We start from the raw sequence: 15,105 nt of genomic DNA on the forward strand, positions 1-15,105 counted from the left end.
CTTCATGTGTGTCGAAATTCCATGCTCGTAGATTCCCATTGCCACCTCGACCGACTTGACCTGGGCGCCCATGGCGGTTCCCTCGATGCTGCCCTGCAGGCGGCCCGCGAGCGGGGCGTGGGGCATTTCCTGTGCATCGGCGTGAGCGCCGAGAACGCCGGGGCGGTCAAGGCCCTGAGCGAGCGCTACGCCGATGTGGACTGTTCGGTCGGTATCCACCCGCTGGACTTGGCGCCCGGCGAAACGCCAGCGCTGGAATGGCTGCTACGCGAGCTGGCCCACCCGCATGTGGTGGCCATCGGCGAGACCGGCCTGGACTACCACTACGAGCCTGAGGCCGCCGAGCTGCAGCAGGCGTCCTTCCGCCTGCACCTGGAAGCCTCGCGCCAGACCGGCAAGCCGGTGATCGTCCACACCCGCGCGGCGCGGGCCGACACCCTGGCGCTGTTGCGCGAGGCCGGCCTGCCGCAAGCTGGTGTGCTGCACTGCTTCACCGAAGACTGGGAGATGGCGCGGGCCGCGCTGGACCTGGGCTACTACATTTCGTTGTCGGGCATCGTCACCTTCCGCAATGCCGATGCCTTGCGCGAGGTCGCTCGCCAGGTCCCTGCCGACCGCCTGCTGGTGGAAACCGACTCGCCGTATCTTGCGCCGATCCCGTACCGCGGCAAGCCGAACCTGCCGCAGTATGTGCGTGAAGTGGCCGAATACGTCGCCTCGTTGCGTGGGGTGAGCTATGCACAGTTGGCCGAGCAGACCACGGCCAACTTCAAGCGGTTGTTCCCATTGGCGCGAGTGGCCTGACTGGCTGGTGCTGGGGCGTAAATCGCGCGCCGCGCGGGCGGCGCTCGATCTTACAGGCGCTGAGCCTTTCACGTCGGACACCTCACAAGGCACACGCATAAAAAAAACCCGGGTTCTGGGGGGGGAATCCGGGTTAAGACCATTAGGAGTAAAACAAAGGTACCGCGGTCCCTGGGCACCTTTATTGACGCGCCACTTGGGGGGATGCGCCGCGCCAACACTCCAAGTATCGGTCAGGTTTGGCACAGTGCCAGCGACAACTGGTCGTTTTTTAAACAGATTTGGAATACGCCTGGAAACCATAGGGTCTTCCCTGCATGGCACGCAGGGCCAATGGCGGTTTTTCTGCCCGCCTGGAAAGCCTTCTACACGTATCGTGATACATAGAAGCGAGGATGATCCGTGCATTTTCCTGCAAGTTAGGCATAATAAACCGCTTCGATTGTCCATCCAGTCCTTCCTATGCAGAAAGAACCTCGTAAGGTCCGTGAGTTTCGCCGCCGCGAACAAGAGATCCTCGATACCGCGCTCAAGCTGTTCCTCGACCAAGGTGAAGATACCGTCACCGTCGAGATGATCGCCGACGCCGTGGGTATCGGCAAAGGCACGATCTACAAGCACTTCAAGTCCAAGGCGGAGATTTACCTGCGCCTGATGCTCGACTATGAACGCGACCTGAACGCCCTGTTGCACTCGGACGACGTCGACCGCGACAAGGAAGCCCTGTCGCGCGCCTATTTCGAGTTCCGCATGCGCGACCCGCAGCGCTACCGGTTGTTCGACCGCCTGGAAGAAAAGGTCGTCAAGGGCAACCAGGTGCCGGAGATGGTCGAGGAGTTGCACCGTATCCGCGCCTCCAACTTCGATCGCCTCACCCTGTTGATCAAGGGCCGCATCAGCGAGGGCAAGCTCGAGGATGTGCCGCCTTACTTCCACTATTGCGCCGCCTGGGCGTTGGTGCATGGCGCCGTGGCGCTGTATCACTCGCCGTTCTGGAGCAATGTGCTGGAGGATCAGGAAGGCTTCTTCCAGTTCCTCATGGACATCGGCGTGCGCATGGGCAACAAGCGCAAGCGCGACCCGGAAATCGCGAACTAGAGCCCAGGTATACGCAAGGCTTGCGCGCCTGTAGGAGCGGCCTATGCCGCGAAAAGGCCGCGTAGCAGCCTCCATTCGATCGCCCGGCAAAAGAAGGGGCTTGCAAAAACCTGATTTATGAGTCAGGTTTTGCCAGCCCCGATTCATCCGTGCCGGAGTCACCCACCCATGATCGTCGATCGTCAAGGCAGGCGCTTTCGCAACCTGCGTGTCAGCCTGACGGCTGCCTGCAACTACGCCTGCACGTATTGCGTGCCTGACGGCAAGCGTCTGGTGGCGGCGCAGGACGAACTCTCGGCCGAGCTGCTGGCCCGCGGCGTGGCCTACCTGGTCGAGGCTGCCGGTATCGAGCGGCTGCGTATCACTGGGGGAGAGCCGCTGGTCAGCCCGCGGCTCGAGGCCTTTCTCGAGGCCGTGGGGAAGCTGGGCCTGGCGGATATCGGCCTGACCACCAATGGCCAGTTGCTTTCGCGCAAGCTCCCGTTGCTCAAGGCCGCCGGTATCCGTCGGCTGAATGTATCCCTCGACACGCTCGACCCCGACGCCTTCCGCCGCATCGCCCGTGGCGGCGACCTGGCCACGGTGCTGGCCGGCATGGAACAGGCCAGTGCCGCCGGCATGGGCATCAAGGTGAACATGGTGCCGATGCGCGGGCAGAACCTGGACCAGGTAGTGCCATTGCTCGACTACTGCCTGGAACGGGGCTACGAATTGCGCTTCATCGAGCTGATGCGCATGGGCCATCTTGCCCGCGACCACAACGCATTTCTTCAGCAGTTCGTCAGCCTCGAGCAATTGCTCGGCCTGGTTGGCCAAGCCCATGCCTTCCAACAGGCCAGCGCGCCGCTGGATGCCACCGCCTTACGCTATCGGGTGGCCGGTAAAGGCCATTTTGGCGTGATCGCCAACGAGAGCGTGCCGTTCTGCCGGACCTGCTCACGGCTGCGCTTGTCTTCCACGGGCTGGTTGCACGGCTGCCTGTCGTCGGGTAACCGGCATTTTGTCGGCGACCTACTGGAAAAGCCTCGCCACCAAGCCTTGCCGGCCCTGCAACGCTTGCTGGTCAAGGCTCTGGCGGACAAGCAGGACGTGGCGTTTTCCGGTGGTGTGACGGTGATGAAGGTGATCGGCGGCTGACCTGGCGTAAAAGCTGCATCTGGCGGCTATTCGCCGGTTTTTCGTCGCCGGTTTCTGGAGGAAGAATGCGTAGGCTGGTCTTGCCGCTGGCGCTGTTGGCGCTGGGCGGTTGCATGAATGTCAGTGATATGGGCGAGGGGGTTCGCTACCACATGAGCGATGCCGGGCTGCTGGATCACAGCGATACCCGTCGCAGCCTGTCGGTGCGCCTGCAGCCCGACTCGTTCATCTTCATCGGCCAGGGGCATTTCGCACCGCCAGGCAAGGGGCCTGTGCCTCGGCCGAACGTGGTGGCCGAGGAGGCCTACAAGAGCTTCGTCGAATACTTCCCGCTGGTGCGTCGTGCCCAAGGCCCGCTGGGGTTGGAGGAGGCATTGGCCGAAGCGCGTTCGGTGGGCGCTCATTATGTGCTCTACACCCGTTTCGCCCGAACCGACGATCGCATTGGCAACGGTGACGAATGGTATGACGAGCAGGCCGTCGACCGCCTGGGCGTCGACACCGGCGTGGTGCAAATGATGTTGATCGAGACCAGCACCCGCTACTTGATCGATACCGCGCGGATCAAGAGCCGTGGCGGTTTGTTGACGTTTCACGACAAGGCGCCGGAAGATTTGCTTGGCCCCCCTATGCGCGATTACGCTCGTAGCCTCTTGGGCATGAGTCGTTGAGGGTAGGGTGATGACAGGTACCGGCAAGGCCAATGATCTTCTGGCGCAGATCCCCAAGGAAAAGGGTTTGCCGCCGGTACACCTGTGGAACCCGGATTTCTGCGGCGACATCGACATGCGCATCGCCCGCGATGGCACCTGGTACTACCTGGGGACGCCGATCGGGCGCAAGCCGATGGTCCGGTTGTTCTCCACCATCATCCGTCGTGATGGCGATGACTATTTCCTGGTTACGCCGGTAGAGAAGGTCGGTATCCGGGTCGATGACGCGCCTTTCGTCGCCGTGCTGCTCGAGGTGCAGGGCAGTGGCGAGCAGCAGGTGCTGCGCTTTACCAGCAATGTCGATGATCAGGTCGAGGCGGGCCCAGAGCACCCGTTGCGGGTCGAGATCGACCCTCTGACCCAAGAGCCTTCGCCCTACATCCTGATGCGCAGCAACCTCGAGGCGCTGATCCACCGCAATGTGTTCTACCAATTGGTGGAGCTGGCGGTGCCGCGTGAGATCGACGGGCAGGAGTGGCTTGGGGTCTGGAGTGGCGGGGAGTTCTATCCGGTGGGGCGTCTTTGAGGATTCTGGGGCTGCCTTGCAGCCTTATCGCGGGCGAGGCCGCTCGTACATGGGTACAGCGTGTGCGTCGCCTGCGGCCCTAATAGGCCTCCTCGTTTTTCCCTGTATTGGCCATTTGTCCGCGAGCCGCCTGGGCATAACCTGCTGGCAGTCGCCAACAGGAGAACACCATGAACATTCCCCGTCTATCCATCGCCATGCTGTTTGCCTTCTGCGTACTAGGCGTCCAGGCTCCCGTCTGGGCCCACGGTGAGCAGCCCGATCAGGTCAAGGTCCTGCAGGAAAAGCGCCCCAGCAATGCGCCGGGCAAGAAAGCCGTGATGCTCACCGTTCACTATGCTCCAGGCCAGGCATCGCCTGCCCATCAGCACCCAGGGGCGGTGATGGCCTACGTGCTTGAAGGCGCGGTGGTATCGAAGCTCAACGATGACCAGGAACACACCTACAAGGCGGGGGAGTATTGGTACGAAGCGCCGGGCACCGTGCACAGCGTCTCGCGTAATGCCAGCAAGACCCAGTCAGCCAAGCTGCTGGTCTGGAGCCTGGTGGACGAAGACAAGCCAGTGACCGAGCCGCTGAAATAAAAGCGCCGGCGCCAGAAACGAAAAAACCTCCAGTGCTTGCGCAACTGGAGGTTTTTTCAGTGTTTGGCTCCGCGACCTGGACTCGAACCAGGGACCCAATGATTAACAGTCATTTGCTCTACCGACTGAGCTATCGCGGAATCTGGGCGTATCTTACTGATTGCCAAGGGGAAGTCAAGCTTACCCCCTGGCAATCAACGGGTTACAGCACTTCGACGATGGCCTTGGTGACCACGTGGATGTTGCTCTGGTTCAGCGCGGCCACGCAGATGCGGCCGGTGTCCAGGGCATAGATGCCGAACTCGTCCTTCAGGCGGCCGACCTGTTCGGCGGTCAGGCCCGAGTAGGAGAACATGCCGCGCTGGCGACCGACGAAGCTGAAATCGCGCTTGGCACCGTATTCGGCCAGCAACTGGACCATCTGCTTGCGCATGCCATGGATGCGACCGCGCATCTCGCCCAGCTCGGCTTCCCACATCTGGCGCAGCTCGGTGCTGTTGAGCACGGCGGCGACGATGCTGGCGCCGTGGGTCGGCGGGTTGGAATAGGTGGTGCGGATCACGCGCTTGACCTGGGACAGCACGCGGGTGCTTTCGTCCTTGGAACCGGTGACGATCGACAGCGCGCCGACGCGCTCGCCGTACAGCGAGAACGACTTGGAGAACGAACTGGAAACGAAGAAGTCCAGGCCCGACTCGGCGAACAGGCGCACGGCGAAGGCGTCTTCGGCGATACCATCGCCGAAGCCCTGGTAGGCCATGTCGAGGAACGGCACATGGCCCTTGGCCTTGACCACCTCCAGGACGTTCTTCCAGTCGTCCAGGCCCAGGTCGACACCGGTCGGGTTGTGGCAGCAGGCGTGCAGGACGATGATCGAGCCGGACGGCAGGTTGTTCAGGTCCTCGAGCATGCCGGCGCGGTTGACGTCGTTGCTCGGCGCATCGTAGTAACGGTAGTTCTGCACCGGGAAGCCCGCGGTTTCGAACAGGGCTCGGTGGTTTTCCCAGCTCGGGTCGCTGATGGCGACCACGGCGTCGGGCGAGAGGCGCTTGAGGAAGTCTGCGCCGATCTTCAGAGCGCCGGTGCCGCCGACCGCCTGCACGGTCACCACGCGGCCTGCGGCCAGCAGCGGCGACTCGGCGCCGAACAGCAGCTTCTGTACTGCCTGGTCGTAGGTGGCGATACCGTCGATCGGCAGGTAGCCGCGGGAGGCGTGCTGGGCGGCACGCTGGGTCTCGGCTTCGATCACCGCGCGCAGCAGCGGGATACGGCCTTCCTCATTGCAATAGACGCCCACGCCCAGGTTGACCTTGGCGGTACGGGTATCGGCGTTGAATGCTTCGTTGAGGCCCAGGATGGGGTCGCGGGGTGCCAGCTCGACAGCGGAAAACAGGCTCATTGTTACCTTGGCTCTGAATGGGAGAGTGATAGGGCGCGCACGCTCCGGCCGAGTGCGTTGAAGCGGTGCGCAAACGGGGAGTCAGTATAGTGATACCGACCGGTCACCGCGACAGTCTGGCGCAGCTTTTCCGGGCTTTTGTGCGAATATTTTTCGACCATTGGTCTAATTGCCCGGTCCATTGAAAGGCCAGTCCTTGAAACGGGCGCCGGGCGCGCTCATTTGGGTTAGACTACTGGCTAAATTTACAGTTGCCGCGTCATCCACGAGGTCCCGTCATGTCCGAGTTCCAGCTCGTCACCCGTTTCCAGCCGGCCGGCGACCAACCCGAGGCCATCCGCCTGATGGTCGAGGGTATCGAGGCCGGGCTTTCGCACCAGACCCTGCTCGGGGTGACCGGCTCGGGCAAGACCTTCAGCATCGCCAACGTCATCCAGCAGGTACAACGCCCGACCCTGGTGCTGGCACCGAACAAGACCCTGGCCGCGCAGTTGTATGGCGAGTTCAAGGCGTTCTTCCCGAACAATGCGGTGGAGTACTTCGTTTCCTACTACGACTACTACCAGCCGGAAGCCTACGTACCGTCATCGGACACCTTCATCGAGAAGGACGCGTCGATCAACGACCACATCGAACAGATGCGCCTGTCGGCGACCAAGGCGCTGCTGGAGCGTCGTGACGCGATCATCGTCACCACGGTGTCATGCATCTACGGCCTGGGCAGCCCGGAGACGTACCTGAAGATGGTCCTGCACGTCGACCGTGGCGACAAGCTCGACCAGCGTGCCTTGCTGCGCCGCCTGGCCGACCTGCAATACACCCGCAACGAGATGGACTTCGCCCGCGCCACCTTCCGCGTGCGTGGCGATGTGGTCGACATCTTCCCGGCCGAATCGGACCTCGAAGCCATTCGCATCGAGCTGTTCGACGACGAGGTGGAGAACATCGCCGCCTTCGACCCGCTCACCGGCGAGGTCATCCGCAAGCTGCCGCGCTTCACCTTCTACCCCAAGAGCCACTACGTCACCCCGCGCGAAACCCTGCTCGAGGCGGTGGAGGGCATCAAGGAAGAACTCAAGGACCGCCTGGAGTATCTGCACAAGGCCAACAAGCTGGTGGAGGCCCAGCGCCTGGAGCAGCGCACCCGCTTCGACCTGGAGATGATCCTGGAGCTGGGCTACTGCAATGGCATCGAGAACTACTCGCGCTACCTGTCCGGGCGCCCGGCCGGCGCGCCGCCGCCGACCCTGTACGACTACCTGCCGGCCGATGCGCTGCTGGTGATCGACGAGTCCCACGTCAGCGTTCCCCAGGTCGGTGCCATGTACAAGGGCGACCGCTCGCGCAAGGAAACGCTGGTCGAATACGGCTTCCGCCTGCCGTCGGCGCTGGACAACCGGCCCATGCGTTTCGACGAATGGGAGGCGGTCAGCCCGCAGACCATCTTCGTCTCGGCGACCCCCGGCCCCTACGAGGCCGAACATGCGGGCAGGGTGGTGGAGCAGGTGGTACGGCCCACCGGCCTGGTGGACCCGCAAGTGGAGGTGCGCCCGGCGCTGACCCAGGTCGACGACCTGCTTTCGGAAATCCACAAGCGCGTCGCTGCCGGGGAGCGGGTGCTGGCCACGACGCTGACCAAGCGCATGGCCGAGGACCTCACCGACTACCTGGCCGACCACGACGTGCGTGTGCGCTACCTGCACTCGGACATCGACACCGTCGAACGGGTGGAAATCATCCGCGACCTGCGCCTGGGTACCTTCGACGTGCTGGTGGGCATCAACCTGCTGCGCGAGGGCCTGGACATGCCCGAAGTCTCGCTGGTGGCCATCCTCGATGCCGACAAGGAAGGCTTCCTGCGCTCGGAGCGCTCGCTGATCCAGACCATCGGCCGGGCCGCGCGCAACCTCAATGGCAAGGCGATCCTCTATGCCGACCAGGTCACCGGCTCCATGCAGCGGGCCATCGACGAGACCGAGCGGCGCCGGGCCAAGCAGATCGACTTCAACCAGGCCCACGGCATCGTGCCCAAGGGTGTGGTCAAGGACATCACCGACATCATGGAAGGCGCCAGCGTGCCCGGCGGGCGCAGCAAGAAGCGCAAGGCCATGGCCAAGGCGGCAGAGGAGAGCGCCCGCTATGAGGCCGAGCTGCAGACCCCGGCCCAGATCACCAAGCGCATCAAGCTGCTGGAAGAGAAGATGTTCCAGTTGGCCCGCGACCTGGAGTTCGAGGCCGCGGCGCAGCTGCGTGACGAAATTGCCCAGCTGCGCGATCGCCTGATCGCCAGTTGAGTGCCTTGCCTACAAGGACGAAGCCCTTGCCCCGCGATTGGGCCGGCCCTGTCTGCGGCCCTCGACGCACGTCGGCGCGCCATCGCTGGAGCCCGACGCCCGCTCCCTGCTACCATTCGGCCTTTGTTTCATCTTTCGTCCGAGACTCTCCATGACCACCGTTCGCACGCGCATCGCGCCATCGCCTACCGGCGATCCCCATGTTGGCACCGCCTACATCGCCCTGTTCAACTACTGCTTCGCCAAGCAGCACGGCGGTGAGTTCATCCTGCGTATCGAAGACACCGACCAGTTGCGTTCGACCCGCGAGTCGGAGCAGCAGATCTTCGACGCCCTGCGTTGGCTCGGCATCGAGTGGAACGAGGGCCCGGACGTCGGTGGCCCCCATGGCCCGTATCGGCAGAGCGAGCGTGGCGAGATCTACGCCAAGTACGCCAAGCAATTGGTAGACGCCGGCCACGCCTTCTATTGCTTCTGCACCGCCGAAGAGCTGGAGCAGATGCGCGCCGAGCAGATGGCCCGCGGCGAAACCCCACGCTACGACGGTCGCGCGCTGTTGCTGAGCGCCGAAGAAGTGCAGCGCCGCCTGGACGCCGGTGAGCCCCATGTGATCCGCATGAAAGTGCCGAGCGAGGGTGTGTGCGTGGTGCCGGACATGCTCCGTGGCGACGTCGAGATCCCATGGGACCGCATGGACATGCAGGTGCTGATGAAGAACGACGGCCTGCCGACGTACTTCCTGGCCAACGTGGTCGATGACCACCTGATGGGCATCACCCACGTCCTGCGCGGCGAGGAATGGCTGCCGTCGGCACCGAAACTGATCAAGCTGTATGAGTATTTCGGCTGGGAACAACCCAAGCTGTGCTACATGCCGCTGCTGCGTAACCCCGACAAGAGCAAGCTGTCCAAGCGCAAGAACCCGACCTCGGTGACCTTCTACGAGCGCATGGGCTTCATGCCCGAGGCGATGCTCAACTACCTGGGCCGCATGGGCTGGTCGATGCCCGACGAGCGAGAGAAGTTCTCCCTGGCCGAGATGGTCGAACACTTCGACCTGTCGCGTATTTCCCTGGGTGGCCCGATCTTCGACATCGAGAAGCTGTCCTGGCTCAACGGCCAGTGGCTGCGCGACTTGCCGGTGGAAGAATTCGCCGCGCGTGTGCAGAAGTGGGCCTTCAACAGCGACTACATGATGAAGATCGCGCCCCATGTACAGGGCCGGGTCGAAACCTTCAGCCAGATCGCCCCGTTGGGCGGCTTCTTCTTCGAAGGCGGCCTGAAGCTCGACGCCAAGCTGTTCGAAAGCAAGAAGCTGTCCGCCGACCAGGTGCGTCAGGTGATGCAGTTGATCCTGTGGAAGCTCGAGAGCCTGCGCCAGTGGGAAAAGGACCGCATCACCGGTTGCATCCAAGCCGTGGTCGAAGCCCTGGAACTGAAACTGCGTGACGCCATGCCGCTGATGTTCGCCGCGATCACCGGCCAGGCCAGTTCGGTCTCGGTGCTCGATGCCATGGAAATCCTCGGCCCTGACCTGACCCGCTACCGCCTGCGCCAGGCCCTGGACCTGCTCGGTGGTGTGTCGAAGAAGGAAAACAAGGAGTGGGAGAAGCTGCTGGCGACTATCGCCTGAAGCCTTCCGCGCTTTCGTAGGAGCGGCCTTGCGCCGCGAAAGGAGCGCACGCGGCCTCGCGTTTTGCATCTCGGTGCCAAACCCATGGGGCCGCTGTGCGGCCCTTTCGCGGCGCAAGGCCGCTCCTACAATTCGCGCTTGCAGGACCCAGTGGTCTCGAAAACGGGGCAGGGCGATAAGTGATTGTTATCTGTGAAAAATTTTTTGGATATTTTCAAAAATATGTTTGACAGCCCTGCAATCGGATCTTAATATGCGCCCCGTCCACAGCGATGAGCTAAAACGAAACGCCAGGCACCCAGCCAGCGATTCCAGTTCAGCGCGACATTGTGGGGCTATAGCTCAGCTGGGAGAGCGCCTGCATGGCATGCAGGAGGTCAGCGGTTCGATCCCGCTTAGCTCCACCAAATTCCGCTTCACGATCAGCTAGGCTGGTCGGGAAGAAAGATCGGTTCCAGCAAATCGGTCTTGAAGGTAGAAGGTTCGTCCCCTTCGTCTAGTGGCCTAGGACACCGCCCTTTCACGGCGGTAACAGGGGTTCGAGTCCCCTAGGGGACGCCAGTTTTGCACAAGCGATGTTGCACGATGTCGCTGGGCCGAGAGGCTAGAAATCCGGGGCTATAGCTCAGCTGGGAGAGCGCCTGCATGGCATGCAGGAGGTCAGCGGTTCGATCCCGCTTAGCTCCACCAATTTTGCCAGGTCCGCGTAAGCGGGTCGGTACGAAGGTTGTTGTCCCCTTCGTCTAGTGGCCTAGGACACCGCCCTTTCACGGCGGTAACAGGGGTTCGAGTCCCCTAGGGGACGCCACTTTTACCCGCGTTTTGCGGGAGTTGAAAGGCTCATTCGCACATTGGATGGGCCTTTTGTTTTCACTTGGGGCTATAGCTCAGCTGGGAGAGCGCCTGCATGGCATGCAGGAGGTCAGCGGTTCGATCCCGCTTAGCTCCACCAATTCTGCCAGGGTCTGCGTAAGCAGGCCTGCACGAAGGTTAACGTCCCCTTCGTCTAGTGGCCTAGGACACCGCCCTTTCACGGCGGTAACAGGGGTTCGAGTCCCCTAGGGGACGCCATTTTTACCCGCGTTTTGCGGGACTTCAAAGGCTCATTCGCATATTGAATGGGCCTTTTGTTTTTCTTCCTCCAAAAAATCAAGTGATTGCAGCGTCGGCGGCAGATTTCGCTTGCCAATAAATATTACGAGCATAATATTACGCTCATAATGTTTCGAGGCCCGGCCATGAGCGACAAGAAGAGCAAGACCCGCGAACGCATCCTGGATGCGGCCTGCAGTGCCCTTATCCAGCACGGCCCCGCCGAACCGAGCGTGAGCCAGGTAATGAGCGCCGCCGGGCTGACGGTAGGTGGGTTCTATGCCCATTTCGACAGCAAGGATGAACTCATGCTGGAGGCGTTTCGCCAGTTGCTGGGCGAACGACGCGCCTTGCTCGCCCAGGTGGACCCCAGCCTCGATGCCGAAGGGCGGCGAGCCCTGGTGGCGGCGTTCTACCTCTCGCGCAAGCACCGTGATGCCCAGGAGCATGCCTGCCCACTGCCCAATGCCTTGAGCGAGATGCAGCGCCTGCCGGACGCCTTTCGCGACGTGCTGGCCGAGCACATTGAGCTGATCACCGCACAGATGGTCGATCGGCCCGAAGACATCGACAAGGCCCTCGCCGACCTCGCCTTGATGGTTGGCGGCCTGGCTCTGGCCCGGGCGCTGGGCGGTAGCGAATTGTCCGACCGGATCTTGCGTGCCGCCAAGTCGGCGGTGATCTGAAACACCTGACCCCTGGAGCAAGCCATGACTACCCTGAGTTGGATTCGCGGTGTCAACGGTACCCTTGGCCACCTGGCCCCCGAGCATGTCGCCGGCAGGATGCGCCGAGCCTTCATGACCCCGCGCAACTTGCCACCACGGCAGTGGGAACTGCCGCTGCTGGCCAGGGCTGAGCGCATCACCTTGCGTTTCGGCCTGTCGGCCCTGCGTTGGGGCAAGGGTCCGACGGTGTTGATGATGCACGGTTGGGAAGGGCGCCCAACGCAATTCGCCGCGCTGATCGACACCTTGGTGGCCGCCGGGCATACGGTGGTCGCCCTGGAAGGCCCGGCCCATGGCCGTTCTCCCGGGCAGCAGGCGCACGTAGTGCTGTTCGCCCGTGCCTTGCTGGAGGCGGCTGGCGAGTTGCCACCGCTGCGAGCCGTGATCGGTCATTCCATGGGCGGCGCCAGCCTGCTGCTGGCCTTGCAATGGGGGTTGCGTACCGAGGCGGCGGTGAGCATTGCCGCGCCGGCACAGCTGTTGGGGGTGCTGCGCGGTTTTGCCCATCGTCTGGGGTTGCCGGCGCGGGCCAGGGCGGCGTTCATTCGCCAGATCGAGCAGGACGTCGGCGTGCAGATCTCGCGCCTGGACGTGAGCGGCTATCAGCTGGACCTACCCGGTCTGGTGGTGCATGCCCGCGATGACACTCTGGTGCCGGCCAGCGAGGCGCAGCTGATCCACAAGGCCTGGTTCGACAGCCGCCTGATGGTGCTGGACGAAGGTGGGCACCAGCGCGTGCTGGCCGACCCGCGGCTGAACGAGGCGGTGCTCGAACTGCTGGCCCGCACCGCGACCGGGGTACGGCAAAGCGCCTGAGATCCGGTACACTCTGCCCGTTCACTGACCAACGGGAGCGGGCATGAGCTGGGACCTGGCATCGCCATTCATCATCGACCTTCGTGTCGGCGCCGAGGACATCGACGGCCTCGGCCACGCCAATAACGCCGTCTACGTCACCTGGCTGGAACGCTGCGCGTGGCGCCATTCCCAGCGCCTGGGGCTGGACCTGGCCGAGTACCGGCGCCTGGATCGCGCCATGGCCGTGGTGCGTCACGAAATCGACTACCTCGCCGCCGCCTACGAGGACGACGAACTGCAACTGGCCACCTGGATCATCGACTGGGACCAGCGCCTGCGCATGACCCGCCGCTTCCAGCTCAAACGCCCCCGCGATGGCGTCACCGTGCTGCGCGCTCAGACCACCTTCGCTTGCATCGAGCTGTCCAGCGGCAAGCCCAAGCGTATGCCGGCCGAGTTTCTCGACGGTTATGGCCCGGCGCTGATCGGTGCCTGAACGCACTGTCTTTTTTGTTAGACTGCCGCCTTTTTGCGTCGAGACCCTGACATGCAAATTGCCCTGGCCCCCATGGAGGGGCTGGTCGACAACATCCTGCGCGACGTCCTGACCCGGGTCGGTGGCATCGACTGGTGCGTCACCGAGTTCATCCGTGTCTGCGACCGCCTGCTGCCACCATCGTCGTTCGACAAGCTGGCGCCGGAGCTGCGTCAGGGCGCGCGGACCGCGGCCGGGGTGCCGATGCGTGTGCAGTTGCTCGGCTCGGACCCGGCATGCCTGGCTGATAACGCCGTGCTGGCCTGTGAGCTGGGTGCGCCGGTGATCGACCTGAACTTCGGTTGCCCGGCCAAGACGGTGAACAAGTCCCGTGGCGGTGCGGTGCTGCTCAAGGAGCCGGAACTGTTGCACGCCATCGTTCGCGAAGTGCGCCGGGCGGTACCGGCGCACATTCCGGTGACGGCGAAGATGCGCCTGGGCTTCGACAGCCCGGACGGTGCCCTGGAATGTGCAACCGCCTTGGCCGAAGGCGGCGCCGAGCATCTGGTGGTGCATGCCCGGACCAAGGTCGAGGGCTACAAGCCGCCGGCCCACTGGGAGTGGGTGGCGCGGGTGCAGGATGTGGTGAAGGTGCCGGTGTTCGCCAACGGTGAGATCTGGACCGTGGACGATTGGCGGCGTTGCCGTGAAGTCAGCGGGGCCGAGGACATCATGCTCGGGCGTGGCCTGGTCTCGCGGCCGGACCTTGGCCTGCAGATCGCCGCGGCACGCGATGGCCGCGACTACCAGCCCATGAGCTGGGACGACCTGCTGCCACTGCTGCGCGAATTCTGGCGCCAGGCCCAGGCCAAGCTGTCGCCGCGCTATGCGCCGGGGCGGTTGAAGCAGTGGCTGGCCATGTTGACCCGCAGCTATCCCGAGGCGGTGACTTTGTTCGCCCAGTTGCGGCGCGAGGATGATTGCCTGCGGATCAGCGGGTTGCTCGGGGTTGGGGTGCAGGCATTCGACGAATGTGTTGCCTGACTGGCCCGATCGCCGGCAAGCCGGCTCCTACAGGTCTGGCGGAGCTTCTGAAAACAGCGCAGCACAGGTAGGAGCCGGCTTGCCGGCGATTGGACGAAAAATTTTTTGTTCATCCCTCTTGAAACCGCCTTGCCGGCCCCTATCTCTTGAGTACGCGATGCCGAAGTCGGGTCGCGTAGTGACTTAACTTGCTGAATCTCAGGAGTTCATGACCATGACTACCGCTTTCTCTCTCGCACCACTGTTCCGCAATTCCGTTGGCTTCGACCGTTTCAACGACCTGTTCGAATCCGCGGCACGTAACGAGGCGGGTAGCAGCTACCCTCCCTACAATGTGGAAAAGCACGGCGATGACCACTATCGCATCGTGGTTGCCGCAGCCGGTTTCCAGGAGCAGGACCTCGATCTTCAGGTCGAAAAAGGCGTCCTGACCGTCACCGGCGGCAAGCGCGACAACAGCGCCGAAGGCGTTACCTACCTGCATCAGGGCATTGCCCAGCGCGCCTTCAAGCTGTCCTTCCGCCTGGCCGACCACATCGAGGTGAAGGCCGCAGGCCTGGCCAACGGCCTGCTCAGCATCGACCTGCTGCGCATCGTGCCGGAAGAAGCCAAGCCCAAGCGCATCCCGATCAATGGCGAACAGCCTGCGCTGAACTGAGTTCGGCTCAGTGAAGAAAAGGGCACCTTCGCAGACTGTGTGAAAACCTAGCAATCTGCCCGGCCCTTTAAGAGAATGCTCCGTATCGAAAGATACGGAGCATTTTTCGTTATGGCTTACAT

Annotated in this window: 14 protein-coding genes and 7 tRNA genes; 19 read left to right on the plus strand and 2 right to left on the minus strand. The window is 63.0% G+C overall.

Features of this window, described 5'->3' with window-relative positions; translation table 11 throughout:
- Positions 1-21: 21 nt before the first annotated feature.
- From IRZ56_RS11290 to IRZ56_RS11315, 6 genes are all read left to right on the plus strand, one after another.
- Positions 22-804, plus strand: a complete 783-nt coding sequence (locus IRZ56_RS11290; RefSeq protein ID WP_196145011.1) for a TatD family hydrolase — start codon at positions 22-24, stop codon at positions 802-804.
- 462 nt (positions 805-1,266) lie between these two features.
- On the plus strand, positions 1,267-1,902 hold the full coding sequence (locus tag IRZ56_RS11295) for a TetR/AcrR family transcriptional regulator (protein WP_196145012.1): 636 nt from the start codon (positions 1,267-1,269) through the stop codon (positions 1,900-1,902).
- A 168-nt stretch (positions 1,903-2,070) separates the two neighbouring features.
- Complete coding sequence (locus IRZ56_RS11300) at positions 2,071-3,039, plus strand: GTP 3',8-cyclase MoaA (RefSeq protein WP_196145013.1); 969 nt, start codon at positions 2,071-2,073, stop codon at positions 3,037-3,039.
- 65 nt (positions 3,040-3,104) lie between these two features.
- Complete coding sequence (locus tag IRZ56_RS11305; protein WP_196145014.1) at positions 3,105-3,710, plus strand: DUF4823 domain-containing protein; 606 nt, start codon at positions 3,105-3,107, stop codon at positions 3,708-3,710.
- A gap of 10 nt (positions 3,711-3,720) precedes the next feature.
- Entirely contained in the window at positions 3,721-4,278 is a 558-nt protein-coding gene (locus tag IRZ56_RS11310) for a DUF1285 domain-containing protein (protein ID WP_196145015.1), read from the plus strand.
- A 197-nt stretch (positions 4,279-4,475) separates the two neighbouring features.
- Positions 4,476-4,862: a cupin domain-containing protein gene (locus tag IRZ56_RS11315; RefSeq protein WP_230390366.1), complete on the plus strand. Its 387-nt coding sequence runs from the start codon at positions 4,476-4,478 to the stop codon at positions 4,860-4,862.
- 64 nt (positions 4,863-4,926) lie between these two features.
- On the opposite strand, the gene IRZ56_RS11320 is transcribed toward IRZ56_RS11315, so the two are convergent.
- Together IRZ56_RS11320 and IRZ56_RS11325 are read right to left on the minus strand one after the other, a co-directional pair.
- Positions 4,927-5,002 (minus strand) — tRNA-Asn (locus tag IRZ56_RS11320).
- Positions 5,003-5,064: 62 nt separating this feature from the next.
- The gene (locus IRZ56_RS11325; RefSeq protein WP_196145017.1) at positions 5,065-6,261 is read right to left on the minus strand and encodes an amino acid aminotransferase; all 1,197 of its coding nucleotides are present in this window, start codon (positions 6,259-6,261) and stop codon (positions 5,065-5,067) included.
- A 278-nt stretch (positions 6,262-6,539) separates the two neighbouring features.
- On the opposite strand from IRZ56_RS11325, the gene uvrB reads away from it, so the two are divergent.
- The 13 genes from uvrB (at position 6,540) to IRZ56_RS11390 (ending at position 14,983) form a co-directional block, all read left to right on the plus strand.
- The gene (gene uvrB / locus IRZ56_RS11330) at positions 6,540-8,555 is read left to right on the plus strand and encodes an excinuclease ABC subunit UvrB (RefSeq protein WP_196145018.1); all 2,016 of its coding nucleotides are present in this window, start codon (positions 6,540-6,542) and stop codon (positions 8,553-8,555) included.
- A 151-nt stretch (positions 8,556-8,706) separates the two neighbouring features.
- Positions 8,707-10,188, plus strand: a complete 1,482-nt coding sequence (gene gltX, locus IRZ56_RS11335; protein ID WP_084855042.1) for a glutamate--tRNA ligase — start codon at positions 8,707-8,709, stop codon at positions 10,186-10,188.
- Between the two features lie 331 nt (positions 10,189-10,519).
- Positions 10,520-10,595, plus strand: a tRNA-Ala gene (locus IRZ56_RS11340).
- A gap of 78 nt (positions 10,596-10,673) precedes the next feature.
- Positions 10,674-10,749, plus strand: a tRNA-Glu gene (locus IRZ56_RS11345).
- A 53-nt stretch (positions 10,750-10,802) separates the two neighbouring features.
- A tRNA-Ala gene (locus IRZ56_RS11350) sits at positions 10,803-10,878 on the plus strand.
- Positions 10,879-10,920: 42 nt separating this feature from the next.
- Positions 10,921-10,996, plus strand: a tRNA-Glu gene (locus tag IRZ56_RS11355).
- A gap of 68 nt (positions 10,997-11,064) precedes the next feature.
- Positions 11,065-11,140 (plus strand) — tRNA-Ala (locus IRZ56_RS11360).
- A 43-nt stretch (positions 11,141-11,183) separates the two neighbouring features.
- Positions 11,184-11,259: transfer RNA gene (locus tag IRZ56_RS11365), tRNA-Glu, on the plus strand.
- Positions 11,260-11,426: 167 nt separating this feature from the next.
- A complete protein-coding gene (locus tag IRZ56_RS11370) occupies positions 11,427-11,966 on the plus strand; it encodes a TetR/AcrR family transcriptional regulator (protein ID WP_196145019.1) in 540 nt (179 codons plus the stop codon).
- 24 nt (positions 11,967-11,990) lie between these two features.
- On the plus strand, positions 11,991-12,824 hold the full coding sequence (locus IRZ56_RS11375) for an alpha/beta fold hydrolase (protein ID WP_196145020.1): 834 nt from the start codon (positions 11,991-11,993) through the stop codon (positions 12,822-12,824).
- A gap of 43 nt (positions 12,825-12,867) precedes the next feature.
- Positions 12,868-13,302, plus strand: a complete 435-nt coding sequence (locus IRZ56_RS11380; RefSeq protein ID WP_084855045.1) for an acyl-CoA thioesterase — start codon at positions 12,868-12,870, stop codon at positions 13,300-13,302.
- Between the two features lie 51 nt (positions 13,303-13,353).
- On the plus strand, positions 13,354-14,325 hold the full coding sequence (locus IRZ56_RS11385; protein ID WP_196145021.1) for a tRNA dihydrouridine synthase: 972 nt from the start codon (positions 13,354-13,356) through the stop codon (positions 14,323-14,325).
- 214 nt (positions 14,326-14,539) lie between these two features.
- Positions 14,540-14,983, plus strand: a complete 444-nt coding sequence (locus IRZ56_RS11390; RefSeq protein WP_196145022.1) for an Hsp20 family protein — start codon at positions 14,540-14,542, stop codon at positions 14,981-14,983.
- Positions 14,984-15,105: the final 122 nt, after the last annotated feature.

The sequence above is a fragment of the Pseudomonas guariconensis genome (assembly GCF_015680235.1).
In the GTDB taxonomy this organism is placed as follows: domain Bacteria; phylum Pseudomonadota; class Gammaproteobacteria; order Pseudomonadales; family Pseudomonadaceae; genus Aquipseudomonas; species Aquipseudomonas guariconensis_A.

Excerpts from the sequence above, each read along its gene's own strand:
- gltX (WP_084855042.1), top strand. The coding sequence starts at position 8,707 with ATGACCACCGTTCGCACGCGCATCGCGCCATCGCCTACCGGCGATCCC.
- IRZ56_RS11295 (WP_196145012.1), top strand. The coding sequence starts at position 1,267 with ATGCAGAAAGAACCTCGTAAGGTCCGTGAGTTTCGCCGCCGCGAACAA.
- IRZ56_RS11325 (WP_196145017.1), bottom strand. The coding sequence starts at position 6,261 with ATGAGCCTGTTTTCCGCTGTCGAGCTGGCACCCCGCGACCCCATCCTG.
- IRZ56_RS11390 (WP_196145022.1), top strand. The coding sequence starts at position 14,540 with ATGACTACCGCTTTCTCTCTCGCACCACTGTTCCGCAATTCCGTTGGC.
- IRZ56_RS11380 (WP_084855045.1), top strand. The coding sequence starts at position 12,868 with ATGAGCTGGGACCTGGCATCGCCATTCATCATCGACCTTCGTGTCGGC.
- uvrB (WP_196145018.1), top strand. The coding sequence starts at position 6,540 with ATGTCCGAGTTCCAGCTCGTCACCCGTTTCCAGCCGGCCGGCGACCAA.
- IRZ56_RS11290 (WP_196145011.1), top strand. The coding sequence starts at position 22 with ATGCTCGTAGATTCCCATTGCCACCTCGACCGACTTGACCTGGGCGCC.
- IRZ56_RS11375 (WP_196145020.1), top strand. The coding sequence starts at position 11,991 with ATGACTACCCTGAGTTGGATTCGCGGTGTCAACGGTACCCTTGGCCAC.
- IRZ56_RS11385 (WP_196145021.1), top strand. The coding sequence starts at position 13,354 with ATGCAAATTGCCCTGGCCCCCATGGAGGGGCTGGTCGACAACATCCTG.
- IRZ56_RS11300 (WP_196145013.1), top strand. The coding sequence starts at position 2,071 with ATGATCGTCGATCGTCAAGGCAGGCGCTTTCGCAACCTGCGTGTCAGC.
- IRZ56_RS11370 (WP_196145019.1), top strand. The coding sequence starts at position 11,427 with ATGAGCGACAAGAAGAGCAAGACCCGCGAACGCATCCTGGATGCGGCC.
- IRZ56_RS11305 (WP_196145014.1), top strand. The coding sequence starts at position 3,105 with ATGCGTAGGCTGGTCTTGCCGCTGGCGCTGTTGGCGCTGGGCGGTTGC.
- IRZ56_RS11310 (WP_196145015.1), top strand. The coding sequence starts at position 3,721 with ATGACAGGTACCGGCAAGGCCAATGATCTTCTGGCGCAGATCCCCAAG.
- IRZ56_RS11315 (WP_230390366.1), top strand. The coding sequence starts at position 4,476 with ATGCTGTTTGCCTTCTGCGTACTAGGCGTCCAGGCTCCCGTCTGGGCC.